The 24,589-nt window shown below is 60.1% G+C and carries 28 protein-coding genes and 1 pseudogene; 13 read left to right on the forward strand and 16 right to left on the reverse strand.

Features of this window, described 5'->3' with window-relative positions; translation table 11 throughout:
* Positions 1-301: 301 nt before the first annotated feature.
* Together RJT50_RS16865 and RJT50_RS16870 are read left to right on the forward strand one after the other, a co-directional pair.
* Positions 302-1,213 carry a ParA family protein gene (locus tag RJT50_RS16865; RefSeq protein WP_310930781.1) on the forward strand — a complete coding sequence of 304 codons (912 nt, stop codon included), beginning with the start codon at positions 302-304 and terminating at the stop codon, positions 1,211-1,213.
* Entirely contained in the window at positions 1,213-1,719 is a 507-nt protein-coding gene (locus RJT50_RS16870) for a DUF7970 domain-containing protein (protein ID WP_310930780.1), read from the forward strand. The genes RJT50_RS16865 and RJT50_RS16870 overlap by 1 nt, the downstream gene beginning before the upstream one ends.
* 100 nt (positions 1,720-1,819) lie before the next feature.
* On the opposite strand, the gene RJT50_RS16875 is transcribed toward RJT50_RS16870, so the two are convergent.
* Positions 1,820-3,076 carry a tyrosine-type recombinase/integrase gene (locus tag RJT50_RS16875; protein ID WP_310930779.1) on the reverse strand — a complete coding sequence of 419 codons (1,257 nt, stop codon included), beginning with the start codon at positions 3,074-3,076 and terminating at the stop codon, positions 1,820-1,822.
* Between the two features lie 275 nt (positions 3,077-3,351).
* Between RJT50_RS16875 and RJT50_RS16880 the strand changes: the two are divergent.
* Positions 3,352-4,273: pseudogene (locus RJT50_RS16880) on the forward strand (site-specific integrase); the annotation flags it as partial.
* Positions 4,274-4,305: 32 nt separating this feature from the next.
* Here RJT50_RS16880 and RJT50_RS16885 read toward each other — a convergent pair.
* The 3 genes from RJT50_RS16885 to RJT50_RS16895 are packed head-to-tail and all read right to left on the reverse strand — an operon-like array spanning position 4,306 to position 7,111.
* Positions 4,306-4,959 carry a hypothetical protein gene (locus RJT50_RS16885; RefSeq protein WP_310930778.1) on the reverse strand — a complete coding sequence of 218 codons (654 nt, stop codon included), beginning with the start codon at positions 4,957-4,959 and terminating at the stop codon, positions 4,306-4,308.
* 12 nt (positions 4,960-4,971) lie between these two features.
* Positions 4,972-6,891 (reverse strand): heavy metal translocating P-type ATPase, encoded by a 1,920-nt coding sequence (locus RJT50_RS16890; RefSeq protein WP_313696102.1) that lies wholly within the window; start codon positions 6,889-6,891, stop codon positions 4,972-4,974.
* Positions 6,892-6,895: 4 nt separating this feature from the next.
* On the reverse strand, positions 6,896-7,111 hold the full coding sequence (locus RJT50_RS16895; RefSeq protein WP_058365176.1) for a heavy-metal-associated domain-containing protein: 216 nt from the start codon (positions 7,109-7,111) through the stop codon (positions 6,896-6,898).
* A 198-nt stretch (positions 7,112-7,309) separates the two neighbouring features.
* Between RJT50_RS16895 and RJT50_RS16900 the strand changes: the two genes are divergently transcribed.
* On the forward strand, positions 7,310-7,834 hold the full coding sequence (locus tag RJT50_RS16900) for a winged helix-turn-helix domain-containing protein (RefSeq protein ID WP_058365175.1): 525 nt from the start codon (positions 7,310-7,312) through the stop codon (positions 7,832-7,834).
* 210 nt (positions 7,835-8,044) lie between these two features.
* Here RJT50_RS16900 and RJT50_RS16905 read toward each other — a convergent pair whose 3' ends face one another.
* The 4 genes from RJT50_RS16905 to RJT50_RS16920 form a co-directional block, all read right to left on the reverse strand.
* A complete protein-coding gene (locus tag RJT50_RS16905) occupies positions 8,045-8,338 on the reverse strand; it encodes a hypothetical protein (protein WP_310930777.1) in 294 nt (97 codons plus the stop codon).
* A 9-nt stretch (positions 8,339-8,347) separates the two neighbouring features.
* On the reverse strand, positions 8,348-8,716 hold the full coding sequence (locus RJT50_RS16910) for an SHOCT domain-containing protein (RefSeq protein WP_058365173.1): 369 nt from the start codon (positions 8,714-8,716) through the stop codon (positions 8,348-8,350).
* A 126-nt stretch (positions 8,717-8,842) separates the two neighbouring features.
* Positions 8,843-9,064, reverse strand: a complete 222-nt coding sequence (locus RJT50_RS16915; RefSeq protein ID WP_058365172.1) for a hypothetical protein — start codon at positions 9,062-9,064, stop codon at positions 8,843-8,845.
* 99 nt (positions 9,065-9,163) lie between these two features.
* On the reverse strand, positions 9,164-9,328 hold the full coding sequence (locus RJT50_RS16920; RefSeq protein ID WP_313696103.1) for a hypothetical protein: 165 nt from the start codon (positions 9,326-9,328) through the stop codon (positions 9,164-9,166).
* Positions 9,329-9,566: 238 nt separating this feature from the next.
* Here RJT50_RS16920 and RJT50_RS16925 point away from each other — a divergent pair, with 238 nt between their 5' ends.
* Genes RJT50_RS16925 through RJT50_RS16935 form a run of 3 tightly spaced genes read left to right on the forward strand, consistent with a single transcriptional unit; the run spans position 9,567 to position 11,771 of the window.
* Positions 9,567-10,292, forward strand: a complete 726-nt coding sequence (locus RJT50_RS16925; protein WP_233514217.1) for an ABC transporter ATP-binding protein — start codon at positions 9,567-9,569, stop codon at positions 10,290-10,292.
* Between the two features lie 55 nt (positions 10,293-10,347).
* Positions 10,348-11,022: an ABC transporter permease gene (locus tag RJT50_RS16930; protein WP_313696104.1), complete on the forward strand. Its 675-nt coding sequence runs from the start codon at positions 10,348-10,350 to the stop codon at positions 11,020-11,022.
* Positions 11,019-11,771, forward strand: coding sequence for an ABC transporter permease (locus RJT50_RS16935; RefSeq protein ID WP_310902078.1), 753 nt, complete (start codon positions 11,019-11,021; stop codon positions 11,769-11,771). Before RJT50_RS16930 ends, RJT50_RS16935 begins: the two co-directional genes overlap by 4 nt.
* Positions 11,772-11,849: 78 nt before the next feature.
* Here the strand turns inward: RJT50_RS16935 and RJT50_RS16940 are convergent, their stop codons facing one another.
* The 6 genes from RJT50_RS16940 to RJT50_RS16965 all read right to left on the reverse strand — a co-directional run bounded on the left by RJT50_RS16940 (position 11,850) and on the right by RJT50_RS16965 (position 14,630).
* The gene (locus RJT50_RS16940; protein WP_310930775.1) at positions 11,850-12,602 is read right to left on the reverse strand and encodes a plastocyanin/azurin family copper-binding protein; all 753 of its coding nucleotides are present in this window, start codon (positions 12,600-12,602) and stop codon (positions 11,850-11,852) included.
* A gap of 19 nt (positions 12,603-12,621) precedes the next feature.
* The gene (locus RJT50_RS16945) at positions 12,622-12,930 is read right to left on the reverse strand and encodes a thioredoxin family protein (RefSeq protein WP_310902080.1); all 309 of its coding nucleotides are present in this window, start codon (positions 12,928-12,930) and stop codon (positions 12,622-12,624) included.
* Between the two features lie 123 nt (positions 12,931-13,053).
* Entirely contained in the window at positions 13,054-13,407 is a 354-nt protein-coding gene (locus RJT50_RS16950; protein WP_004594615.1) for an SHOCT domain-containing protein, read from the reverse strand.
* Between the two features lie 3 nt (positions 13,408-13,410).
* Positions 13,411-13,827: a DUF302 domain-containing protein gene (locus tag RJT50_RS16955; protein WP_310897849.1), complete on the reverse strand. Its 417-nt coding sequence runs from the start codon at positions 13,825-13,827 to the stop codon at positions 13,411-13,413.
* Positions 13,828-13,922: 95 nt separating this feature from the next.
* On the reverse strand, positions 13,923-14,276 hold the full coding sequence (locus RJT50_RS16960) for an SHOCT domain-containing protein (RefSeq protein ID WP_310897848.1): 354 nt from the start codon (positions 14,274-14,276) through the stop codon (positions 13,923-13,925).
* Between the two features lie 57 nt (positions 14,277-14,333).
* Entirely contained in the window at positions 14,334-14,630 is a 297-nt protein-coding gene (locus tag RJT50_RS16965) for a hypothetical protein (protein WP_310897847.1), read from the reverse strand.
* Positions 14,631-14,955: 325 nt separating this feature from the next.
* Between RJT50_RS16965 and RJT50_RS16970 the strand changes: the two genes are divergently transcribed.
* Positions 14,956-15,699 carry a DUF4396 domain-containing protein gene (locus tag RJT50_RS16970; protein ID WP_313696105.1) on the forward strand — a complete coding sequence of 248 codons (744 nt, stop codon included), beginning with the start codon at positions 14,956-14,958 and terminating at the stop codon, positions 15,697-15,699.
* 264 nt (positions 15,700-15,963) lie between these two features.
* Here the strand turns inward: RJT50_RS16970 and RJT50_RS16975 are convergent, their stop codons facing one another.
* Positions 15,964-16,566, reverse strand: a complete 603-nt coding sequence (locus RJT50_RS16975; protein ID WP_310930799.1) for a helix-turn-helix transcriptional regulator — start codon at positions 16,564-16,566, stop codon at positions 15,964-15,966.
* A 334-nt stretch (positions 16,567-16,900) separates the two neighbouring features.
* Between RJT50_RS16975 and RJT50_RS16980 the strand changes: the two genes are divergently transcribed.
* Positions 16,901-17,401, forward strand: a complete 501-nt coding sequence (locus tag RJT50_RS16980) for a CBS domain-containing protein (RefSeq protein WP_310930773.1) — start codon at positions 16,901-16,903, stop codon at positions 17,399-17,401.
* Positions 17,402-17,427: 26 nt separating this feature from the next.
* Here RJT50_RS16980 and RJT50_RS16985 read toward each other — a convergent pair whose 3' ends face one another.
* On the reverse strand, positions 17,428-18,831 hold the full coding sequence (locus RJT50_RS16985) for a permease (RefSeq protein WP_313696106.1): 1,404 nt from the start codon (positions 18,829-18,831) through the stop codon (positions 17,428-17,430).
* A gap of 322 nt (positions 18,832-19,153) precedes the next feature.
* Between RJT50_RS16985 and RJT50_RS16990 the strand changes: the two genes are divergently transcribed.
* The 4 genes from RJT50_RS16990 (at position 19,154) to RJT50_RS17005 (ending at position 24,497) form a co-directional block, all read left to right on the forward strand.
* Positions 19,154-19,453, forward strand: a complete 300-nt coding sequence (locus RJT50_RS16990; RefSeq protein WP_310897842.1) for a hypothetical protein — start codon at positions 19,154-19,156, stop codon at positions 19,451-19,453.
* Between the two features lie 16 nt (positions 19,454-19,469).
* Positions 19,470-20,375, forward strand: coding sequence for a universal stress protein (locus RJT50_RS16995; protein ID WP_313696107.1), 906 nt, complete (start codon positions 19,470-19,472; stop codon positions 20,373-20,375).
* A 62-nt stretch (positions 20,376-20,437) separates the two neighbouring features.
* Complete coding sequence (gene acnA, locus RJT50_RS17000; protein ID WP_313696108.1) at positions 20,438-23,218, forward strand: aconitate hydratase AcnA; 2,781 nt, start codon at positions 20,438-20,440, stop codon at positions 23,216-23,218.
* A 109-nt stretch (positions 23,219-23,327) separates the two neighbouring features.
* Positions 23,328-24,497 carry an NAD(P)/FAD-dependent oxidoreductase gene (locus RJT50_RS17005; RefSeq protein ID WP_310930762.1) on the forward strand — a complete coding sequence of 390 codons (1,170 nt, stop codon included), beginning with the start codon at positions 23,328-23,330 and terminating at the stop codon, positions 24,495-24,497.
* Positions 24,498-24,589 lie beyond the last annotated feature (92 nt).

Raw genomic sequence — 24,589 nt, forward strand, 5'->3', positions numbered from 1 at the left:
CTAATCAATTCACCTAATATTCTATCTGGTGGGTGGTTCTCGGGAGGCTCCACGAAAGTCCTGTATTAACGCCCTACTGTCCTACTTGGGTGTATTATGTGATAACCTAATCTGAATTTATAATCTGAATGTAGTGCCTCCTGGTGGGTGGATGGATTCTCTAAAACCATTATCAACATACATTGGGTGGGGTAATTGGATCTATTGATTAGGTAAGTAAATTATGTGGATGAATTAGGTGAATGGGTTAGCCGTATGTCTGACGTACCTTTATTATGCGAACGACCGATGTGGAGAACACATGCCCATCACCTATACCATCTACTCGGAATCAGGGGGAATCCACAAAACAACGTGGACAGCGAACCTCGCCGAGGCTCACGCTCGACAGGGATTCGATGTCCTCGTCATCGATCTCGACCACCAGGCCGCCAATCTCACCTACCTCTTCGATGTTGAGGAGGGGCGTGACGATCCCGAGGCAGACAATCTCGTCCGACACGTCCTCGGACGACCCGACGGTGACTTCGAGGACCTCATTCGCAGCACCGACGAGGGAGTCGACGTCCTCCCGGCGCACGATATGCTCGAGGAATTCACCGAACTTCTCCTCCAACGTGAACGCTTCGAGGAGAATATGGGCGACGAATTCAACCGGTACGAGCAGCTCTATAACGTCCTCTGGGAGGAGAACAACGTCCAGGACGACTACGACGTCGTCATCATCGACCCGAACGCTCGTGCTGAGATTATGCTGTATAACGCCATCTATGCCACTCGAACACTCGTATCACCGAGTAAACCCGCTGGAAAGGGCAACAAGAGCCTCGAAGGGCTCGCAGGGCTCTTAGAGAGTATGAGTGAGAACCTGGGGATCGACGTCGGCGTCGCCGCAGTCATCCTCTCGGGTGCCGGTACAACCAGCACACACAACCGCTACATCGAAGAAATGGAAGATGAATACGGTATCGCCGCGACGATTGGCGAGCGACAAAGTATGATGGACGAGATGTGGGATGCCCAAGGCACGGCGTTCAAAGTCGTCGAGGAAGCGTGGCACAACGGGGAGGCGGGAACCCGTCGCCTCCGCGAGCGCGAAGTCGAGACGCTCGAGACCATTCTCGATATTGCCAGCTACCTCACCGATGAGTTCGGCGTCGAACCCCCTCAGGAGCCGGAACTCAACATTGAGGACGCGGAGGTGATGTCCTAATGGCGGGGTTGAAGAAGGGAACTGGGAGCCTCGATTTCGACGAGGAGTCGGACGAGGAGCCCGAAGAGACGGACGAGACCGAAGCATCCGAATCGGAGAGGGAGGAGAGAGCAGCAGAGACGGAGACGCAACCCGACGCACCGACGGAATCCGATCCGACCACAAAGCCCCCATCTTCGGAGGAAATGCCACAGGAAGAGACCCAATCACAGGCGGTGACACCGTCCCAGTCGGGCGATTTCGATCTGGATGACCTTCCGTACCTCGTGCAACGGCAGATGCGCGGTGCGTCGGTGAACGCGGACCGAACCAAGCAACTGCTGCTCGAGGTTCGTCCCTTTGTCAAAGAGGGTGAAGAGGACTTCTTGAACGACCTGCAAGACCTCGTTGATGGTCCTGTGTACAAGGGTGACGCGCGCGAAGCTGCGATGGTAGTCGCACAGGAACACCCCGAACTCGTCGCCGAGACACTCCGTGAGTGGGGAATCGAATATCTGGATAAATAACCCGCAAGCGTCGAGATTCGCGCTCTCCTCTCTCCCCTAGATCCTCCTCGGAAGTTTGACTGCGACAAATCGGTATACAGCAGCTGCAGCACCGGCTGAGTCACTCGTCGACCGGGTGGGAAGTTGGCTCGTCGCCGGCGTCGTGTTGACCTCGCAGCTCTTGATCGTGCTCGGCGAAGGCGGCTTCAGCGCGTTCAGCCAGCTCACCCGCCTCAATGTGCGAGTAATGCTCGCGAACGATCTCTTCGGAGTTGTCTAGGTATCGGGCCGCCTCGGCGTGACCGTACGCCCGGACGAGCACCTCACCGACACCACGACGAGCGCCGTGTGGAGCTAGATACCCGTGTTTATCGTCGAGGTCGATGTCCGCGTCCGCCGTGAGTCGTTTTAGGACCTCGCGAGCGCCGTGCGTCGTTAATGCAGGCGGTTCGATACCATAGTCAGCAAGCAGTTCGAGAGGTGACGCCTCGCCGTCATTCACTTTCTCTGTGCGAATAGACTCGACTTCAGCCGGGTCATATCTTCGGGCGGTCATCGTCTGGGCAAACGTCTCCACCAGTGTCGGGTAGTCCAGGGTCGGGAACACCGGCCACTCCTCGCTTGACGCGTCTGTGATGCGCTTCAGCCGCTCCAGTGGAGGAACAGCAGGGTCTGGTAGCGGTCGGTCATCCCATTTCCCCGTTTTTCCGAGCACCTGGATGTTGTTGTCCTCGAACGAGACATCCGACCACCGCAATCCATCACGTCCGCGCCGATCGTCGTTTCCATCGGCGAGGACCTCGGCGCCGCGAACCCCTGTGAAGCAAAGGATGTAGACGAGTGCCCGATCACGAGTCGCCTTGATCGCCGTTTGGCGGTCCTCCGCGACAGCGTCGATGGCATCGTGTGCTTGTTTGTTCACATACTCCAGGAGACGTGCTCGATGCTCGGCCGACCAGGCCTGTTGTTCTCCGCTCTTCCGACCTGTATCCTCGGGGAGTGGCTCTTTCGCCCGGCGTCGCTGGGCGATGTTCCCCGAGAGATAGCCTTCGCGAGCCGCCCAACCGCAAAATCCGGAGACGTGAGCGTAGTAATTCTGTACCGTGCCCTCGGTCCACCCCTGCCGAGCAAGATACCGCGCGTACTCACGAAGATCACCGACGGACAGCTCCTCAAACGTCACCGATGACGACGAACGATCCTCCGCAAGAAATTCGATGAGCCGATTCACCTCGCGTTCAGCATGTCGTCGATACTGTCCGCTCTCGCCGTTGCGCCCCTTCCCCTTGTCCGAGAGGTAATCTTCGAGAACATCGACGAGAGGTACCGCTGCGCCGCGTTCGTCACCTGAGTGCGAATGCTTCTCGTCGGAACTCATCGCGATCCCTCGCTGTAGTCAAATTCGGGTGGGGTTGGTTCTCGGGAACGAGCCGACAGGCGCCGATATCGCGCAGGGCCGTTCTGAGTGGTTGTATCCCGGGGTTTGAGCGGAGGCATTGGGTTCGCTGTGGCAGACGGCGGCCACCCCCTTGAATCTGTTTACGTTTATCGCACTAAACGTAAACGCTCTACTGGCTCGATTTGAATCTCTAAACCGGCGATAAACACGTCCAAACCCAAGAATGCGCCATTTTAGCCAACTCATAAATTATATACCGCTATACAAATTTGTGGTGTGGCTGGTGCGTCAACGAGGGCTATCTCGAGGCGCATTACGCGCAGCGGGCGAGTGCGATGGCGCCACTGCCGGAGGACGACGGCCGCAAGCCCGGCGACCAGCAGCTGGACGTCCGAACAGCGCCACGTCGACGAACGGGCCCGCGACGCCGTCGAGGTGTACACGACACTCCCGGAGGAAACTGACCCCCTCGACAAGCAGCGAGGACGCTACGCGGCGCTGAAGGCGGCTCGTGACCGAGCTCTGGTGTTCGTTCTCGCGTACACCGCCGTTCGGGTCGGGGAACTCCTACGGGATCCGAACGACCCGCGTCGGCGCGGCGTCCGCTGGGAGGACCTCTCGCTCGACGACGGGAGTATGGACGTCTACCGGAAGAAACAGCAGTGGGACGCCGCCAGTCTCCCCGACCCGGTAATCTCTCCGCTGCGAAGCTATCGCCAGCTGATGGACCCGCCGACGGAGCGCTGGCCGGTGTTTCCGACATTCGACCAACGGACGCTCGCAGAGCTCGTCCAGGAAGAACTAGCCGAACGAGGGGAACGCCCAGAATCGATTACCGAGCGTCGTGAAAAGTACGCTCGCGACCTTCTCTTGACACTTGAGGGGGATATCCGGCCGCCGTCGATCACGACGGATGGCGCACGATCGAATCTTCAACGGCTCTCAGAGGCCGCAGAGATTGACATCGACCATCCGAAACACGATTATCTTGCCCCGCACGGTGGTCGCCGAGGGATGGGTGAGGTGCTTGTCCGCGCGTTTGGGTACACTGTCGCTGCTCGGTACTTAGACAACTCTGAGGAGATGGTTCGTGAGCGCTATTCGCATATTGAGGCAGGCGAGCTAGGGGACGTTGCAACTGAGGCGCTCGAGAAGATCGATAGTGTACCGCAGTAACTTATTTCGAGTGTGGGGGGAGACCGTCGCGTTCACACTGCTTCGACGGTAAACAGCGTGTCGTCGCTGAGGACAGTCTGTACCCGGCGGTGCCAGGCGTCAGCGAAGGCCTCTCGGTGCTGGTGGCTTGCCGATTCGTCGAGAATCCCCTGGAGGTTCCCGATTGCGGGTCCACCGTCAGGAACGTCGCTGACGTGGTAGGTCACTTCGACGGTCTCGTCTGTGTCGGTTCGCCGGAACCGGAACGTCGGCTCCGCCGTGTCCGGGTCGAACGCGTCGAAGACGAGAAGGTCGCGGCGGCCGCCGTAGCCGCCGGCGAGCCCGCTGAATCCGTCGTCTTCGGTCGCGCCAGTGACGTACGAGATGATGCGGCTCATCACGCCGTACGCAGCATCGTCCTGCGGGCCGGCCGCCTGTACCTCGATTTCGCTCCGAACTGGATAGTCGTCGGAATACAGGGCGTCGAGCCCGAACTGGACGATTCGGTAGGCGCCCGAGGCAGTCGGGCAGGAGTGCCCGGCCTCTTTCACCGCGTCCGCGTACGTGATGACGAACGGGTCGCCCGGTTCGAGGACGCCGAGGGCTTCCGCGACGGGGTCACGGATCTCGATCGGGTCGACCTCGTAGTCGACCTGCCAGTCGGTACCAGTGGGAGTCGCGTCAGTCGAAGTTGAATTAGTTGTCATTGGTTGTGGTGGTTAGTGTCGGAGCAGTCGCATCCCGTTGAGGATAACGAGGAGAACGCTGGCCTCGTGGACCAGCATCCCAGCGGCGAGCGTAACGTAGCTCGTGAGCACGCCCGCGAGCAGGACAGTCACGGTCAGCACCGCGAGCCCGACGTTCTCGAGGACGTTCCAGCGCGTCGCCTTGCTCAGTTTGACCGCGTACGGGATGCGTTCGAGGTCGTCGGCCATCAGCGCCATGTCCGCCGTCTCGATGGCGGTGTCCGTGCCGGCTGCGCCCATCGCAATACCGACGTCGGCGGTCGCCAGCGACGGCGCGTCGTTGATGCCGTCGCCGACCATCGCGACGACGTGGCCGTCGGACTGGTATTCTTCGATGACGGTCTGTTTGTCCTCGGGGAGGAGTTCGGCGCGGTAGTCGTCGATGCCCACCTCCCCTGCGACGGCAGCTGCCGTCCGCTCGTTGTCGCCGGTGAGCATCACGGTCTGGATGCTGGCATCCTGCAGCGCCGCAACGACGCCAGGAGCGACCTCTCGGAGTTCGTCGCGCATGGCGATCACGCCGATGACGCTGCCGTCCCGCACGACGTGGACGGCCGTCTCACCACGCTCCTCACGGTTACGGACGTACTCGGCGACATGAGCCGGAACGTCGATGCCGCGGTCGTCGAGCAACGCCCGGTTACCAACGACGAGCTCCTGACCGTCTGCGTGGGCGACGACACCTTTCCCGGCGACCACGTCGAAGTCATCCGGATCTGGAACCGACCGGCGTTCGGCGTTCGCGTCGTCGGAATGGGCGACCGCCGCTCCGCCATCGGTTGCGGCGGTCGGACGGTCGCGTGCTGCGTCGACGATGGCGTCGGCGAGGTGATGTTCGCTCTTCTTCTCGGCGGTCGCCGCGAGCGAGAGGACCTCGTCGTCGGCGACGCCGAACCCCTCGACGTCCGCGACGGTGGTCTCGCCCTTCGTGAGCGTCCCCGTCTTGTCGAAGGCGACGAGGTCGATTTTGCCGGAGCGCTCGAGGTGTTCACCGCCCTTCATCAGCACGCCAGACCGAGCGGCGTTACCGATAGCCGAGACGATGCTGACCGGCGGTCCGATGACCAGCGCACCCGGACAGCCGATAACCAGCAGGGTCAACGACAGGATCGCATTCTGTGTGACCGCGTATGCGCCGATCGCCAGCACGATGACGCCGGGCGTGTAGTACTTCGCGAACCGGTCGATGAGATTCTCCGTTGGCGACTGCGCCTCCTGGGCCTTCTCGACGCGGCGGATGATGCGTTCGAGCGTCGTATCCGAGCCCGCACCCGTCGTTCGGACTTCAAGCGCCCCTTCTTGGTTGACCGTCCCGGCGTAGACTTCGTCGCCGTAGGCCTTGTGGACGGGGGCGCTCTCGCCGGTGACTGGCGCCTGGTTGATGGCACTCTCGCCGTCGACGACGGTCCCATCGACCGGAATCTTCCCACCCGGCTTCACGAGGACGACTTCACCCTCCTCGACGTCGTGAGCAGGTACTTCTTGGAGGTCTCCGTCGCGGCGTACTGTGGCCGTGTCGGGCGTCATCTCCAGGAGTTCCTGGAGGGCCGTCCGGGTCTTCCGCATTGTCCGGCCTTCCAGGTAGCTGCCGAGGCTGAACAGGAAGACGACGGCGGCAGCTTCCCAGTATTCGCCGATGACGATGGCACCAATGGCCGCCAAGGTCACGAGCGTCTTGATGCCGAGTGTTCGGTTGGTGACCTCGTAGTAGGCGGTCTTGGCGATGTCGTAGCCGCCGATGATCGCCGCGAGGATGAGAATACCGGCACTCGCTGTATTGAAGCCGGTGAAGTGGCCGAGGCTCCAGCCGGCACCGTAGAGCAGGCCGCTGGACGCCGTAACGATGGCCTTCCGGTTCTTCCGGTAGTACTGGGTGATCGTTTGTGCGTTCATTGGTCTAGGCGGGCTGGGGCGTGTAGCCCTGGTTTTCGATGGCCTGTGCGAAGGCGTCGGGGTCAGCGACGTTGTCGTCGTACTCGATCTCGACCCGGCCGGTCGTGTAGTGGACTTCCACGTTCTGGACGCCGTTGACGTTCGAGAGGGCGCGTTCGACGGTGCTCGCGCAGGTCGGGCAGTCGAAGTCCATCACGCGGAGTTGGGTTGTCTCGTTCATCACAGTTCTACGTAGCACCCGGACTGCCATATATATTTTTTAGATGATATGTTTGAATAGGAATATGGGGCGTTGGAACAGTCAAACGAGTCGTATAGGACTTCTCCACGCTCCGACCACAGGATCAGCCACCCGGCCGAATCGTTCGACAGCCGTATGCTCCGCTACCTTTTCCCGCGCGTGTCTCGCAGTCCCACTATGAGCAGTTCCGGCGCCGACCACCATCTCGACGACATCGCGATCAGGGATACCCGCGTCTCGGACGCCATCGACGAACCGATGCGGGCGATGATCCTCGACATACTGGCCGATGAGGCACGGACGGCAGGCGAGGTTCACGACCGACTTACCGAGCGAGGGATCGAGCGGACCGAAAACACCGTTCGGCACCACATCAACGAACTCCGCGATTCCGGGCTCGTAGACGTCGTCCGCTTTGAGGAGGGGCGTGGCGGCACGACGAAGTACTACCACGCGAACACGATCGTCCTCTCGTACTCACTACCGGGTTCGGCTGATGCCGCCGTGGAGGAGATGACGGATGCTATCCAGCCGCAGGTCACGGAGGCACTGAACCATCTCACGGAGGAGTACGAGGAATCTATCGAGGAGATCACAACGGAGATGCAGCCGTGTGACCACTGTCGGAACCAGAAGTACGAGACGTACGTCCTGCTGACCGTCCTGCGGCGAGCGTTCGTCCGCGCTCAGCGGGAATCGTAAGCGACGCCAGTGACTCATAACGATATTTACTGACTCGGTCCATGGTGAGAGACTCCGTTGTTGTTGGATCTTCTGGTCACCCCATTCAGGACCCGTGTTCCCCGTGTCGCGCACGATCACCCGGGTGAAACGAATTGGCAGATGAAATCGCACGCCGTGAAGAGAACGTTAACAGCGTCGATATCGTCGAAACACGAGTGATTGGGGGCGTTAATCGTTGTCGAGTTCGGAACCCGCGTCTCCTTCGGCGAAGATTCGCCGGGAGATGATCGTTCCGTCAGAGATGGAATCAGGTTCGTCACGGCGGACGAAGCGTTTCTTGAGAACGTCGTAGGCGAACAGACTCGCACCGATGATAACGAAGCCCCAGTGGTAGCCTCCGACGTAGATCGTCCTGTCGACGCCGTCGCCACTGCCCGGGAGATTTCCAACGCATCCGGAGAGACCTGCGGTGCCGGCTCCGAGCGCAGTGAGAAACTCGCGTCGCTGTACTGTCGAGGACATGATTGCAGACTACTGCGACTCCTCGCGGGTGAGTTTCGCACGCCGTTCCTCGAACTCCTCGTCGGAGAGGTCGCCACGAGCGTACGCCACTCGGAGTTCCTCGAGTGCTCTATCGCTGGTCAGCGACGACCCGACACCACCGACGAGGCCGCGATAGAGGAGGTAGCCGATGCCGACGAGGACAACGAGCCAGACGAGCATCATTCCGATACCCCACAGCGGTGAGAGGCCGCCGGCCATGCCACCACCCCACCACCAGCCCATCATGCCCATCATCGGCATCGCGAACACCATCATCAACAGCGGGAACAGGACGATCACCGCGAGGACGATCAGGACGATGCGGAGCAGGCCGTCGGACGTGCGCTCTTTTGACATAGTGAACCACTACGGACTTCGTTGGCTGCATTCATAAAGTTGGACGGCCAGTACTGCTCCGTTGGTGGTTCCTAGGTTGGGTGGCGGCTAATACGTCGCTCTGTGTCTTGCTTGGGGCGAATCCACTCAGCAGCAGTCGGGGTCGTCGGGCGACCACTCACACGCGTTGCCAGTCGTCAAGTTGTTTTCGTCAACGTAGGTCGAGAGACACGCGTAGTTGCAGAAGTAGGTCGGCGACCCGCAGTCGTCGGTACAGTCGCGCACACAGATCGGGTCGTGGTCGAAGATACGCGACCTGCAGTAGGCGCACGTCTCATCAACGTTGGGGAGTTCGACGGTCGTAGACATACCTGTGCTACGGGCACGAGTCAAAAACGCATTTCGCCAGCTGACCATCGATATACTCCGCCTCCGGGCTGAAGGCGGTGTGTGAGTGACAAGGAACGACTAGAACTCGATCGCTCCGATCATCGGCTCGCCGACACACTTCGGGCAGACATCGGTGTCGTATTCCGCCATACAGTGTCGGTGGCAGGAGATCCCGCAGTGCTCGCAGACGAACACCTCATCGTCGCGAGCGCATTCCGAGTCACAGATGTAGCACTGATCCATGGATACTCGAACCCTGACTTGAAAACCGCATCAACACTATGTTCGGGGCCTGATAGATGTCTGATTTTCATGACGGCTACCGACCAAGTCTACTCCTGTTTGGAGACAAAAGGAATGCCAAATCGTTGGCTATCCATTGCTCTCTTCGTGATACAACCCGATCTCAGGGTAATTTGACGGGGTTAACTTTCGATTCTTAACAACAATTCGATTGAATGAGTAGAACGTCTTTCCACGTATGGAAATGACCACGGCGCCCACGGAGACGGTCGATGGTAGCAAGACGCTCGTTCGAGGCAACGTTCTCGAGAAAACCTACGGGTCACGACTTCCGTTGGGACGGTCGACGCCCGTTCTCACCGGTGCGGATATCGAGGTCCGTGCCGGCGAGATCGTCGGCATCGTCGGCGAGAATGGGTCGGGCAAGTCCACGCTGATGAAGATTCTCGTCGGGGTTCTCGACCACGACGCGGGCACGGTCGAACGGTATGGAACCGTCGGATGGTGTCCGCAGGAACCCCTGCTCTACGATCGGTTGACCGTCTCTGAAACCTTCCGGCTCTTCGGCGCCGGGTACGGGATGAGTCGCGAGGAGATCGACGCGGCGAAGCAAAGACTGGCGGACGAACTCGACTTCGAGCAGTACCTTGACTACCGGGTCGACCAGCTTAGCGGTGGGAACCGACAGAAGGTCAACCTCAGCATCGCGTTGATGCACGACCCGGACGTTCTCATGCTCGACGAACCCTACACCGGGTTCGACTGGGAGACTTACCTGCGATTCTGGGACATGGCACAGGACCTCGCGGACGACGGCACTGCCGTCGTCATGATCTCTCACCTCATCGAGGAACGGAGTCGCCTCGACCGCGTCTTCGAGGTGCGGAACGGACTGGTTCACGACGTGACCGACGACGAAACTGAGAGCGAACTCCGAAGCGACCGGGAGGGAGACGATGAATAGGTTCGCCGTGGGCATTCGATCAAACGTTAGGACGTTCCTCAGGACGCCCCTGAACGTGGTCCTCGCGCTGGTGCTGCCGCTCGTGGTCATCGAGGGGTGGGGACAGGCGATGGCGGGGCTACCGCCGATGCCGACCATCGAGGCGATTCCGCTCGATCTCGGGCGCGTCCTCGGCGCAATCTTCGGCGTCGCCATCATCGCTGGGCTGATGGGTCTGGTCCAGATGATCAGTGCCCGGGAGGCCGACCGACGGCTCGTCCAGACCGGGTACTCGCCGAGGACGTTACTTGCGACGCGGCTGGCGACTCTCGCGGGTGTCACGATTGTCGTCGCGGGGGTGAACTTCGGGGTCCTCTGGCTGACCGTCGAACCCGAGGCACCGCTGCTCGTGTTCGCGTTCCTCGCGCTCGCGGGCGTCGTCTACGCCTTCCTCGGTGCGCTCGTCGGCGCAGTGCTTCCGCGGCTGTTCGAGGGGTCGCTCGTCGTCGTGTTCCTCGCGATGATGGACGCGTTCCTCAGTGGCGACAGCCCGCTCGCCGCGGATGTCCCCGACTTCGTCCAGTACTTCCCGCTGTATCATCCGAAAGAACTTCTCCAGTCGGCCGTCTTCGACGGCACGTTCGCGGCGGGCGACCTCGCCTTCGTTGGCGGATACGTTCTCGTGTTGCTCGTCCTCGTGACTGCCGTATTCGGTGCGACGATGCGCACGTCTGGGGGGTGGTCAGCGTGAATCGAACGGCCACGGCGTTCGGTATCGGGCTCCGGGAACACGCCCGTAACTACGTCCTCGTGGCGCTCCTGGTGATTCTCCCAGTGTCGTTCATCACGCTCGCCTTTGCGGTCACCCAGGACGTCCAAATGCCGGTCCGGACGCTCGTCGACGGCGAGACGACGACCGTGATGCGAGGGATGCCCGAGGTCCATGGCGTGATCATGACACCGATCACGAGCTCGTTTATCGCTGGCTTGGCCGGCCTGTTCCTGATGCGCGAGGCGAGAGATACGGACGGCCGCCTCGCGGTCGTCGGCTATCGCGCCCGCGAGGTTATCGCCGCACGGTTCGGCGTCCTCGCCGTGATCACGCTTGTCGTTGTCGGCGTTTCCGTGGGCGTGATGCTCGTTGACTTCCAGCCCGAACAGCTGTGGTGGTTCGTCGCCGCGATGGTCATCCTTTCAGTTACCTACGGACTTATTGGGATGCTCGTCGGCGCCGTCTTCAACCGTCTGGCCGGCCTGTGGATCATGTTGATCCTCCCGATGATCGACATCGGTCTCTTCCAGGACCCGCTGTTCGTCCAGTCGGAACCCGAGTGGTGGATGAAACTCTTCCCAGGGTATCATCCTGTCCGGGTGATGGTCGATACCGGACTCACGACGGACCTCGATACTGCTATGTCGCTCGGTTGGGGATTCGGCTACCTCCTCGTCGTCGGACTCCTCGCTATTTGGGTGTACTACCGAGGAACTCGAGCGACGTGACGACGCAATCGAAAGAGGGCAACCTCCGCAGACGGACGAATTTACAGACGTCTCCCCGAAGGGGTTTGTTGACTCACCTCACAGGGAACGGTCGTCTTGCCTGTCCTCCAACCGTTCACGACGCTGCTGGAACTCTTCTTCGTCGATCTCACCTCGTGCGTAACGGCGTTGGAGGGTTTCCATCGCAGACGTATCACTCCGGGAAGGAGCGTCACCTCGACCCAGTGCCCAGTAGAGGAGTCCACCGATCAGTCCCAGCATTCCGAGTGCCCCGCCGACGAACGGGACGCCGCCCCATCCGCCCCTCGAGCCACCCATCATGCCCCCTCCGCCGGGCCCCATCATGCCGCTATCGGTGCTCCCGCTTCCGTCGACGTCCGAGCCGATGGCCACGGCGCCGTTCTGAACAATCGTCTCGCTGTCGGGGACCTCGCCGTCCGGTATCGGGCTGTCTTCAGCTGGACCGCCAGGGCTACCAACGACGATGCGACCGACCATGCCGACCGTCTTGTGCGGGATGCAGTAGTAGTCGTACGTGCCTGGCTCTTCGAACGTGTGCTCGAAGCTCCCCTGCGAGATGGTCCCGCTGTCGAATGCGCTGGCGTCGGATGGAATCCGGTCCTCGTAGGCGGTCGCCGAGTGGGCTCCGGCCGCTAGCTCGAAGCGAACGGTCGTGCCGGGTTCGACGTGGAGTCCGATCGGGTCGAAGTAGTTGTTGCCCATCTTCACGACGGGCGTCTCCTGTGCGGCGACTGGTTGGGTGAATCCCGCACTCGCGACTGTGCCAGCACCGAGCGCTCCCAGGAACTGGCGTCTACTGTAGTCTGTCATTGTAGCTGGTTGGCTTCTGTTATCCACGGATGATGCTGGCGAGCCGGTTCGCGAGTCCGGGCGATTGCTGGCCGGCGCTCTCGATGGCAGCCTCCAATTCGTCCCGGTCGACGATGCCGATGAACTCGGCCGTCTGTTCCCCGTTCGCATACACGAGCGTCGTTGGCGTCTTTCGGACACCGTACTCTTCGGCCGTCTCCAGATCGGTCTGAATGTCGACCTCCCGGAACTTGACACCCGGATACGCATCTTCGAGGCCCTCGTTTTTCTCTCGTTGCGTTGCGCACGCTCCACAGGTCTCCTGCGTGAACAGGATAACTTCCGTCATAGTAGCTAGTATGGTCTTGTGCCTTTAGCACATTTCTATTTACATCCGAAAGCTGTGAGGGTCACAGATTCCGGATTCCAAGGGGGCGGACGTGAGTAACGCCGGAGGTTGGTGGTCGGACCGTCACTCCGAGCGTTCGAGCTTGTTCCGACGCGCCTCGAACTCTTCCTCGGTGAGATCTCCGCGGGCGTATGCCATACGCAGCTCCTCCATTGCGGGATTCCGCGACGACTGCGATGCCGTCACGCGACGGAAGACGAGATATCCGCCACCAAGCAGGAGGAGGAGGAAGACCAGCTGGACGAGCATCCCGACGAGTGGCCACCAGCCACTGGTCGTCCCGTATCCACCCATCATTCCACCGTATCCCATCATCCCGCCGAATCCCATCCCCATCGTGAGCAAGGGGAGGACAATGATCGCCCCGAGGATGAGGAGGACGATGGTTGTGGTGTCGAGTTGGTTTGATGATGTCATGGTTCAGATTTCCGTCGATGATTCGAGTTCGTCCGCGACACTGACGAGAACGCGTTCGAACCGGTCGTGGACCTCGTTCGCGATCGAGTCGAGTGCCTCGTTGTCGGCGATGCCGACGAGCTGTTGTGGGTCGACGGCACTCACCATGACCTCGCCGTCGTCGGTTTCGTAGACGATGACGTTACACGGGAGGAGTGCGCCGAGTTCGATCTCTTCGTTCAGGCCCTCGTGTGCCAGCCCCGGGTTGCACGCACCGAGGATGCGGTACTGTCGAAACTCCTCGCCGAGTTTCTCCTCGAGCGTCGCTTGGACGTCGATGTCACAGAGGACGCCGAATCCTTCGTCTTTGAGCGCCGCAATCGTCGTGTCGACGACGTCGTCGAACTCACCGGTGACTGAAGTCTGTATTGTGTATTCCATGAAGTATCATACCCCGTCTACGGGGTTAACGGTTGGGTGCCGCAACGGCGAGCGTTGGAAGTGTGGTGCACCGGTTGGAACAGCAGCGGTTCCGGTCATCCGGTACGTTCGAGCTGTTTTCGCTGTCGATCGAATTCGTCGTCCGAGAGCTCCCCGCGGGCGTAGCGCTCACGGAGTACCGACAGCGACTGCTCTTCGGTCCCACCGGATCCTCGGTTGAGGAGCGCATAGACGAGGTAGAGCGGGACGGCGATGAGGAGCCCCATCCAGAGGAGACCCCAGAGCCCCATCGCTCCGCCGAAGAGGCCCCAGTCACCCCCCATCATGCCGCCGCCGTAGCTCCCGCCGCCGTGGGCAGCAGCTGTTCCAGTCGCTGCGACCAGCAGTGGGACGGCGAGTAGCGCGAATCGACGAGCAGTGCGTCCGATGTGTGTAGTGAGTTGCGTCATTATCTTGCGTTGGTGAATCGTGGTATTCGGTCGAAGCGATCGAAACGGTCAGGGCCGTCAGCAGTGGCCCTGTCCGTACATCCCGCCGTTGTAGTCGTCGTCAGCCATGTCCTGGGCCATCTCGTCGACGGTCACACCCATGTGCGACTCCATCCACTCGACGCTACCCGGGCCCATGTGCTCAGTCATCTGCGCCTCCATCCAGGCCGCCCAGTCATCGGCGGTAGCATTGTCAGTGGGTGCACCGTCTGTGGTCGTGTCGGTGCCGTGTGCGCTGACCACGGGAGCGGCGAACGCGAGTCCGACGATCGCGAGCGCCACGAGCAGCCAGCCGCCGAGTTTGAAGTTGGTCATTGTCTTTCTCCTCGGTTAGTCGTAGAACCGCTCGGGAGTTATCTACGTGGGTGTGAATTCGCGTAGGAGAACGTTCGAGAACGTGTATAGGGCGTTCTAATCGTTTTTCAGGATGTGGAACGTTCATCCCCATCGAATTCACCGGACCTGGGCGGCCGCCTCGAATGTCTCCAGTTCGCGGCGGGGCCGACTCTGACGGTGGGGCTTGCTTTGGAATGTTAACCACAACTCCCGAAAGTATTCCTCCCCTATCAGTGCCTGTACCGGGCCATCGATTGGCTGACGGGAGTATCCTGCTCCGTACCGCGCACCACTTCCAGTGACCATGCCACTCAACGGACTCCTCACACAAATCGAACACGCGCTCGCACCGGTTCGTCACGTCATGAAACCGATTTTGTCGGACCCGCTCGTGATGGGTGTCTGGGCACTGTTCGTCGTCGCGTCCGTGGGCACCCTCTGGTGGGACATCCGCGAGCGGAATCAGGCGCTGCCATCGCTGATGAAAGGCGTCTGGACGCTGGTCGTCCTCTACTCCGGACCGTTCGGCCTGGCCATCTACTGGTACTCCGGCCGCAGCCAGATCAGCAACGACTCGCTGTGGCGGCGTGGCTTCCGCTCGACCGCTCATTGCTATTCGGGATGTGGTGCCGGTGAAGTTCTCGGGTTCGCGCTCCTCGCGGGCCTGCTCGCACTCCAGAGTACCCTCCTCGTCGCTGCAGGAACGTTCGCGCTCGCGTACCTGTTCGGCTACGCCCTGACAGTCGGCCCACTGATGCAGGAGGGCGTCGGCTTCGGCGAGGCGATGCTCGACGCCCTCTACAGCGAAACGCCGAGCATCACCATCATGGAAATCGCTGCTATCGGGACGGACCTGCTGATCGCCAGTCAGGCCCATATCTCTGATCTCCTGTTCTGGGGAGCGCTGGCGTTTTCGCTATCAGTCGGGTTCGTCTTTGCGTACCCGGTCAACGCCATCCTCGTCTACTTCGGCGTGAAGGAGGGCATGAAGAACCCCGCCGAGATGGGGCAGAGCCAATCGCGCGGACAGGCACAGGCCGCCGATTAGCTCCCTAACCCAGTCTTCGAGACAGGAAAGAGATCGACTTGGCTAGTGATTATCGAGCGAGGCGGCTTCTGAGAGTCGTCAGCAATCCGGATTGATTTCTCGTCGTCTGTTCCGCAGCGCGCGACTCGGATTTGTCAGTCTCCTCCGCGTCCTCGTCGAGCCTCGCCGCTTCGTAGTCCGCAATCATATGAGCGACGTGGCGGTTACACATGTGAGAGGATACGACGTCCAGCTACAAAACTGTTCGACAGGTGCTAGCAGATGCTAGCTCTGCGTCTGCTTCAAGTCGTCACTCGGATAAATCCGGTATGTCCGCCCCTGACGTTCGCGGTATAGCAGGCCACGCTTCTCGAGTGCGCTGACCGTCTGGCTCACCTTGCTCTTCGAGAAATCCGACCGATCCCGGAGTTCGATTTGCGTGATGCCCGGCGAGGAGAGAACCGGTTCGAGGATGCGGCGTTCGTCGTCCGGCAACAGGTCCAGTACGCGGGCCCGAGGCTGAGTTTCTGGATTGATGCCGTTACCTGGTTGAGCGGTCTGGGTCGACGGTTCGGATTCGAATTCAGAGCGTTCCTGGTCGATTTGATCCGAGACATCGCTCCCTTGTCGATCGACCGCCTCCGTGCTGGTGACGTCGTCGCGAACCATCAGATATCCCCCGCCGATGACGACCGAGACGAGGATGGTTCCGAGGACGTACCAGAGCGGATTCGTGCCGTGAACTGCTCCCATCGAGGTTCCCATCATCGACCCCATCTGCTCGAACGCTTGCTGTTGCTGGTACGCTTGCCAGCTGAGTACACCGCCGATGATGAGGACAGCAGCGACCAGGCCACCGACTACCGTATCGGCTCGCCGTCGATTCATCCATCCCGCCTCGGTGTGTCGTGGCATCCGTTCATGAGTGACAGTTGGCGAGACATTGCTGTAGCAGTTGTGATTGGTCTTGGCGGACTTATTGAGAGGCACTTTTCAACTGGCACAGATAATTATCTTACAAGTCGGTTTCGTAGTGACACTGGTTGTCGCGGCCGGTATGCTTCCCGTACTGTACACGCTTCGGTGGGCCGTAGTTCGTCCCTGTTCCTTATGTGTACAGGGATGACAGAGCTATCAACTGGCGGATAGCGACCGGACGTGAGGCATCCACGGTGACCTGCCAATACTAAGATATTTCCCGGTATGAATCGTACCGGCTAGTATGGGAACTAGGCCCACGGACCTCCGGATGGATATCGGGCGAATCGCAGATGAGTCGGTTGCCCGTGTCGCCCCCGATGCCACGGTCGCCGAGATCGCGCACACGATGATCTCCCAATCGCGGTGTGCGAGGTATGTAGTGGTGGAAGAGGCCGATCAGCTCGCCGGGATCATCACTGACCGGGACCTGATCGCCGACCTACTCACCGAGGAGAGTGAGTTCAGTGTGCTCGCTGCCGAGACGAGCGGAGACAACATACGAGCTAATGACATAATGACGCGTGACCCTCTCACCGTATCAGCAGATGCTGAGATCCCAAAAGTGCTCAGACAAATGAACGATGCTGGTGCTCGACACGTTCCGGTCATTGAAGACGAGAGCGTCGTCGGCATGATCACCTTGGATGATCTAATTACGCACGTCGCAGGCGAGAGCGCACATGTTTCAGCACAGATGGATAACGTAGCGGGTATCATCCGCACGGAGTCCACGCACGATTGAAACACACATTTGGTGTCTCAGAGCGCCTAGTGATGCTCATGGCTCTGGGAACCTCCAGATCCTGAGACTTGCGGGTGCTGATGTGCAAATTCGGATGGGTGCTTCTCGAATGATCGCTTGCAGGCGTTCGAGCAGAAGTAGTACGTCTCACCGTCGTGGGTGAGACTCGGCCCGCTGTCGTCGGTTCGCATCCCACAGACGGGGTCGCGGTACGGACCGGGCGCGCCGAGGCCTCTCCGGTAGACGTAGAGGAGAAATCCTGTGAGTGCAAACGCGATGATGTTGAGGTAGAAGGTGTAGTTGAATTCGAAGTACGTCTGTTCGGATGCCGTCTGCCCGCCGGCCAGATCCGGAACGATACCCAGCGCGTCGAACAGTTCTTCCATAAGAAAGCCCGTGAAGGCCATGGTCACGAAGAAGATGCCGAGGATGTACAGCATCACTTTCCAGCCGTAGTACTTCCGGTAGACGTTCAGGACGGGGACGGTGATGAGGTCGGCATAGACGAACGCGATGACGCCCGCGAAGCTGATTCCGCCGCCCCAGAGGGCGACGGCGAACGGGACGTTACCCATGCTGCCGACGAAGCTGATGACGGCGATGGTGACACCCATAATCGCGTTCTCGGCGCTCACGAGCAGCCCGTCGCCCTGGATGAACAGGGTGTTCCAGACCCACTGGGGGACGAACACGATGACGAATCCCGAGATGAGAAAACCCGCGATGACATCTTTCCAGATCATCGACCATTCTTTGCGGTACTGGTTCCCGATCTTGTACCAGCCACCCCACGAAAGGAGTTCGTCGCGCCACCCGCCGCTGCTAGCGGCCTCCTGTTGATAAGTCTCCATGCATCCTTCCGAACAGAACTTCAACGTCTCGCCGCCATCGGTCGTGATCGAGTACTCGTCTTTGCCCTCCATTCCACACGTCGGATCCTCGGTGACGCCATGTTCCTGATCGTGCCGGTTCAGTTCCTGTCGAACCTCCTCAAAGAGATTCTCCGGGAGGGTCAGATGGACGAGGAGTGCCATGACGGCGATGAGGATGACGCCTCCGAGGAGTTCTGCAACCAGAAACTCCCAGCCAAGCAGGATGAGGATCATCAGCCCGAGCTCGACGATGAGGTTCGTCGAGGCGAACATGAATGCGAGGAAATTCACCGTGTGCGCTCCCTTCTTGAACAGCCCCTTCCCGATGGCGACCGCACCGAAGCTACACCCACTGCTCGCAGCGCCGAACACTGTTGCCTTCGTGAGACCACTCAGGTTTCCCTCTCCGAGCACCTGTGCCATTCGCTCTTTGGAGACGTAGACCTGGACGAGACTCGTGATGACGAGCCCCATGATGATGGCCCAAGCTGCTGTCCAGAGGAAGCCGACGCCGATCCGTAGCGACTCGAGAATTCCGTCGACGAGGGCGGCTTGCATATATAGACTATCACAGCCATCTACTTTGTTAATTGCGCTTAGGAAACGGTGGTGTTTCGACGGAGTAATTCTTGGATTCAAAAGTACCTATGGCTATTAGCTGTGGTCAACCCCGCGAGAACTGCGTTCGCGCTCAATAGTGGCTGCGCGTCACTGATTCGGTTCGCTGGCTGTTGTTCGTTCTTTTGACATAGAAGTCTAACCAAGATGAGCGTTGTACTGCTGTTTCTCCCACCATATTCCCGTGCCATGTCTCCAGAGTGACTCTCCCTTTCGAATTGTAAGAGAAACCCGATTGAATGAGGGGAGCGTATCTCTAGTTATGAGCACGACGACCACTCATCAGGACACGTACGATCCGGAATCCACGACCAGTGTGATGCGCCTCAATGCGCTGGCCCTGGCGGGCGCAGCAGCAGTCGTCTCTGCCATCGTGATGCTCCTCCTCGGTGTCTTCGGAGCGATCGGCGTCTACGAGGGAGCTGTCGAGGCGATGGAGCAGTGGCACCTGTTCTTCGAGCCGACCGTCGTCGGAACGGTAGCTGGCATGGTCGAAGCAGCGGTGATCAGCTTCGCCCTTGCGTATGCTCTCGCCTGGCTGTACAATACCCTCGCACGGTAACTCGGAGAATCAAACCATGTACACAGATATTCTCATCCCAACCGATGGCAGCGAAAACGTCGAGCCGGCAATCCAGTACGGACTTGATCTCGCTCGTCGATACGACGCAACCGTCCACGCGCTCCACGTCGTCGATAGTTCGCCGATCGAACGAAAGCTGGATCTGACCGCGCTGGAAACCGATCTGGAGACACTCCCGGACACATGGTATGAGGCTGGCGATGCCGCCACCCAGCAGATCGCAACTCGAGCTGCAGAACATGGCCTCGATGCGATGACTGAGGTTCGCCGTGGCATTCCAGCACGCGAGATCGCGTCCTACATCACTGATACCGGGATCGACCTCGTCTGTATGGGAACCAGAGGACACACTGGTCTCGACCGAGTCCTGCTCGGCAGTGTAACGACCCGAATCGTACGTACTGTCGATATCCCCGTCCTCAGTGTCAAATCGAAGCTGACGGAGGCGCTATCAGAATCCGAGATTCAGGGAGGCTTTGAGAATATTCTCGTCCCAACTGACGGGAGTAAGCCCGCACGAGAGGCAGTCACGCACGCTCTTGATTTGGCTCGGACGTACGATGCGACGCTCCATGCCCTCTACGTAGTGGACAGAGGTGCCTACGCGTCTCGTCCGGGATGGACGTGGGACGAACTGCAACAAGTACTGGAGCAAAACGGAGAGACTGTCGTCGAAGATGTCCAGTCCCGGACAGCTGCCGACGGTATCTCAGTCGCTGCTGAGATCACACACGGCGTTCCTCATCAGGCAATAGAGGAATACTGCAATCAACATGGGATCGATATCGTCGTGATGGGCACACATGGACGGTCTGGCCTTACACGACAGCTCATCGGGAGCGTAACTGAACGAGTTCTCCGAAGCTCGGACGTGCCGGTTCTTACCATTCGGGGTGTATAGAGCGTATGCACCTACCTCCTGACGGGACCACGATTAAGCCATCCCTCACCATATCATAATCCATGTCAAACCCTAACCCATTTGACGCTGTTCGTCAATTCGAGTTCGGTGGGTCGTCTTATCGGATGGCGGACCTCACCGCTCTCGAGGAAGCGGGCCTTTGCGAACTGGATCGGCTTCCAGTCAGCATCCGAGTGCTCCTTGAATCTGTCCTCCGGAACGTCGACGGTGACACCATCACCGCCGACGACGTTCGGCACGTCGCGTCGTGGCAGCCCGACGTCCCGGACGTCGAACTCCCGTTCACTCCCTCACGAGTCGTCCTCCAGGACCTCACTGGTGTCCCTGCCGTCGTCGACCTCGCAGCGCTCCGATCAGCGGTTGACCGGAAAGGCAAGGACCCCGCGATCGTCGAGCCAGAGATTCCAATTGACCTCGTGATCGACCACAGCGTCCAGGTCGACTATTTCGGCTCCGAGGACGCCTACGAGAAGAACGTCGAACTGGAGTACGAGCGCAACGGCGAGCGGTATCGAGCGCTGAAATGGGCGCAGCAGGCCTTCGACGACTTCCGCGTCGTCCCACCGGGAACGGGAATCGTCCACCAGGTCAATCTCGAATACCTCGGACAGGTCGTTCACGCCCGCGAACAAGGTGGGGACGACTGGCTGCTCCCGGATACGCTCGTCGGCACGGACAGTCACACGCCGATGATCGGCGGCATCGGCGTCGTCGGCTGGGGCGTCGGCGGCATCGAAGCCGAAGCCGCCATGCTCGGCCAGCCCATCACGATGAAACTGCCCGAGGTCGTCGGCGTCCGCCTCACCGGCGAACTCCCCGAAGGGGCGACTGCGACCGACCTCGTACTTCACGTCACTGAACAGCTTCGCGAGGTCGGTGTCGTCGATCGGTTCGTCGAGTTCTTCGGCCCGGGCGTGTCGAACCTGACTGTTCCGGATCGGGCGACCATCGCGAACATGGCACCCGAACAGGGCTCGACCATCAGTATGTTCCCCGTCGACGAGGCGACACTCGACTACCTCGAACTCACGGGCCGTGACGAGGAGCACATCGACCTCGTTCGTGAATATCTCGACGCACAGGGACTGTTCGGTGAACAGAACCCCGAGTACACCGAAACGGTCGAACTCGACCTCTCGACGATCACGCCGAGTCTCGCAGGACCGAAGCGGCCCCAGGATCGCGTCCCGATGGACGACATGAAGACGCACTTCAGGGGGCTGGTCCACGGCGAATTCGAGGACGAACTCGACGAGGTCGACGAGGACGCACTCACCCGATGGCTCGGTGAAAGCAGTGCGCCCGACACCGATCGACCTGACCCCGACCTTCCGGGACCGGATGTTGGCGACCTCACCAAACGAGTCGAAGTCGATGTGAACGGTGAGACGACCGAAATCGGCCACGGAAGCGTCGTGGTGAGCGCCATCACCAGTTGTACGAACACCTCGAATCCGTCCGTGATGCTCGCGGCGGGCCTCCTCGCTCGCAACGCTGTTGAGCGTGGGCTCGACGTCCCTGCGTACGTCAAGACGAGTCTGGCCCCGGGCAGTCGCGTGGTCACCGAATATCTCGAAGCGTCGGGACTGCTCCCGTACCTCGAGGACCTCGGCTACAACGTCGTCGGCTACGGCTGTACGACCTGTATCGGCAACGCCGGGCCGCTCCCCGAGCCCATCGAGCGCGCAATCGATGCCGAGGACCTCTGGACGACGAGCATTCTCTCGGGCAATCGCAACTTTGAGGCACGCATCCATCCGAAAGTGCGAGCGAACTATCTCGCCAGTCCGCCGCTCGTGGTCGCCTACGGCCTTGCTGGTCGGATGGATATCGACCTCGAACGTGACCCGCTCGGAACAGATGACAACGGCAATCCGGTGTATCTCTCGGATATCTGGCCTGACGCCGACGAGATCCACGCGGCGGTTCACGACAGCGTCGACTCGTCGATGTTCGAGGAGAAGTACGCGGAGGTGTTCGAGGGGGACGAGCGCTGGGAAGCGCTCGATGCACCCACCGGTGATGTCTACGGGTGGGACGATTCTTCGACGTACATCCGCGAACCGCCCTTTTTCAAGGATTTCCCGCTGGAGCAACCGGGCGTCGCGGATATCGAGGACGCTCGGACGCTCATGTTGCTCGGTGACACGGTTACGACCGACCACATCAGTCCAGCGGGACCGTTTTCTCGCGAGCAGCCGGCCGGGGAGTGGCTCGTCGAACAGGGCATCGAACCCCACGAGTTCAACACGTACGGCGCTCGCCGGGGCAACCACGAGGTAATGATGCGCGGCACCTTCGCCAACGTCCGTATCGAGAACGAGATGCTCGACGACGTCGAGGGTGGTTACACGATTCACCAGCCAACGGAAGAACAGACGACCGTCTTCGAAGCGAGCCGCCGCTATCGCGAGGACGACACGCCGCTGGTCGTGTTCGCCGGCGAGGAACTCGGCACCGGGTCGAGCCGCGACTGGGCCGCAAAGGGGACTGACCTCCTGGGCGTTCGAGCGACCATCGCCGAGAGCTACGAGCGTATCTTTCGTGACAACCTCGTCGGCATGGGTGTCCTCCCACTCCAGTTCGCCGACGGTGACTCGTGGGAGTCGCTCGGCCTCGACGGTTCGGAACGAATCGCGATTCACGGGCTCGACGACGGCCTAGACGTGAACGACAATCTCACAGTCGTTGCAGAACGTACCGATGGTTCAACCGTCGAATTCCCGGTTACGGCACAGGTCGGGACGCCCGCAGCCGTTCGATACGTCGAAAATGGCGGAATCCTTCATCTGGTGCTCCGCCGATTGCTTACCGTGGAGTAGCAAGTAGCAACCAAAGTGACAAATAATGTTGAATGCATTATCTTTACGATCTGAGGGTTTCTCCCTTCGCTCACAGCCGCCGTCAGAACCGTCCCCGCGAATCCAAAGCGTGGCAGTAATCGGTGGGGCAGTCGGCGGCCTCGCCGCTGCTGAAGGCTTTTCCAAGCGAGGGTTCGAAGTAGACCTTTTTGAACGCCAGTCGTACGATGACAAACGAGTCAACTGCGGGGAAGCGATGACGGCCGTCTCTAAGATTCCACTCAGTTCGACGCCAACGAATGGGTTCGTCAATGCTCTTCCGGAGTTACGTGTAGAGATCTACGACGGAACGGCATCCCGAAGACAGCGCACCGGAGAGGGAACGTTCCCGGCCTCCGATACGTACATCACTGACAGAAACGTCGTCGAACGGCGATGGGCCGAACGCCTCGCTGAAAAGGGCGTTTCGATTCACGAGAACCACCAGATCACGAAGGCGAAGTTCCGGACGTTGGCCGACGAATACGACCTCTTGGTTGACGCGACTGGCCAACCGTCGATCACCAGCAAGATTCGAGGGAGAACGGACGAGTACGCGGGTCGGATGATCGCCATTAACGCTGACGTGGAGGGCGACTTTTCGGATCTCTACCCGAATAGCCAGATCATTCTTGAGGGCTATACCGGGTACGCGTGGGCGTTCTCGAAATCGCCCGAGCGGGCCAACGTCGGCATCGGGTGGACCGAGAGCGAACGCCCAGCCGATTACATGGCCGAATTTGTGGCGGCATGCGAACGAAACGGCTGGCCGATGCCATCTCGGAGTCAGACGAATATTGCTATCATTCCCGAAGGACCGAGTCTCGATCCTGCGCTGACCTATCTACCTGAGTGGCCCGTCGTTCGCGTCGGGGATGCGGCTGGAATCGCGAATCGGCTGACCGGGAAAGGGATCTCGCAAGCAATTCAGTCGTCGTATCTCGCAGCCAAGTTGACGGCGGAGGGAAGTCTACAGGAGTATCCAGACCGACTCTATCGGATGATGAAAGGAGAGTACCTGCTCGCCCGAATTATGCGGCACCTCGTCGAGACTCGTCAGATGACCGTTCTCGGTGATGCCGTCCAAGTGGTGTCTGGAATCGACATTGAAGACATCGATCGATCCCCACGGGCGGTTCTCCGTCGCTTCTTGCGGCATCCACGGGTGGCTGCTCGGATTTTCTCCAACCCGGCTGTAATCAAGCAGACGTATGCCGCCGTCACAGACGCTTGGGAATACGATACTATTCAGCCGGTATGACGGTATCGGGGAGATCACCCCGAAAAGGGCGCTCTATTCCGGTCTGGCGAGATCCCACCGCGATTTTATAACCCTTTGCCGGGAATAGGCAC

This window comes from Halobaculum sp. XH14 (genome assembly GCF_032116555.1).
Taxonomy (GTDB): domain Archaea; phylum Halobacteriota; class Halobacteria; order Halobacteriales; family Haloferacaceae; genus Halorarum; species Halorarum halobium.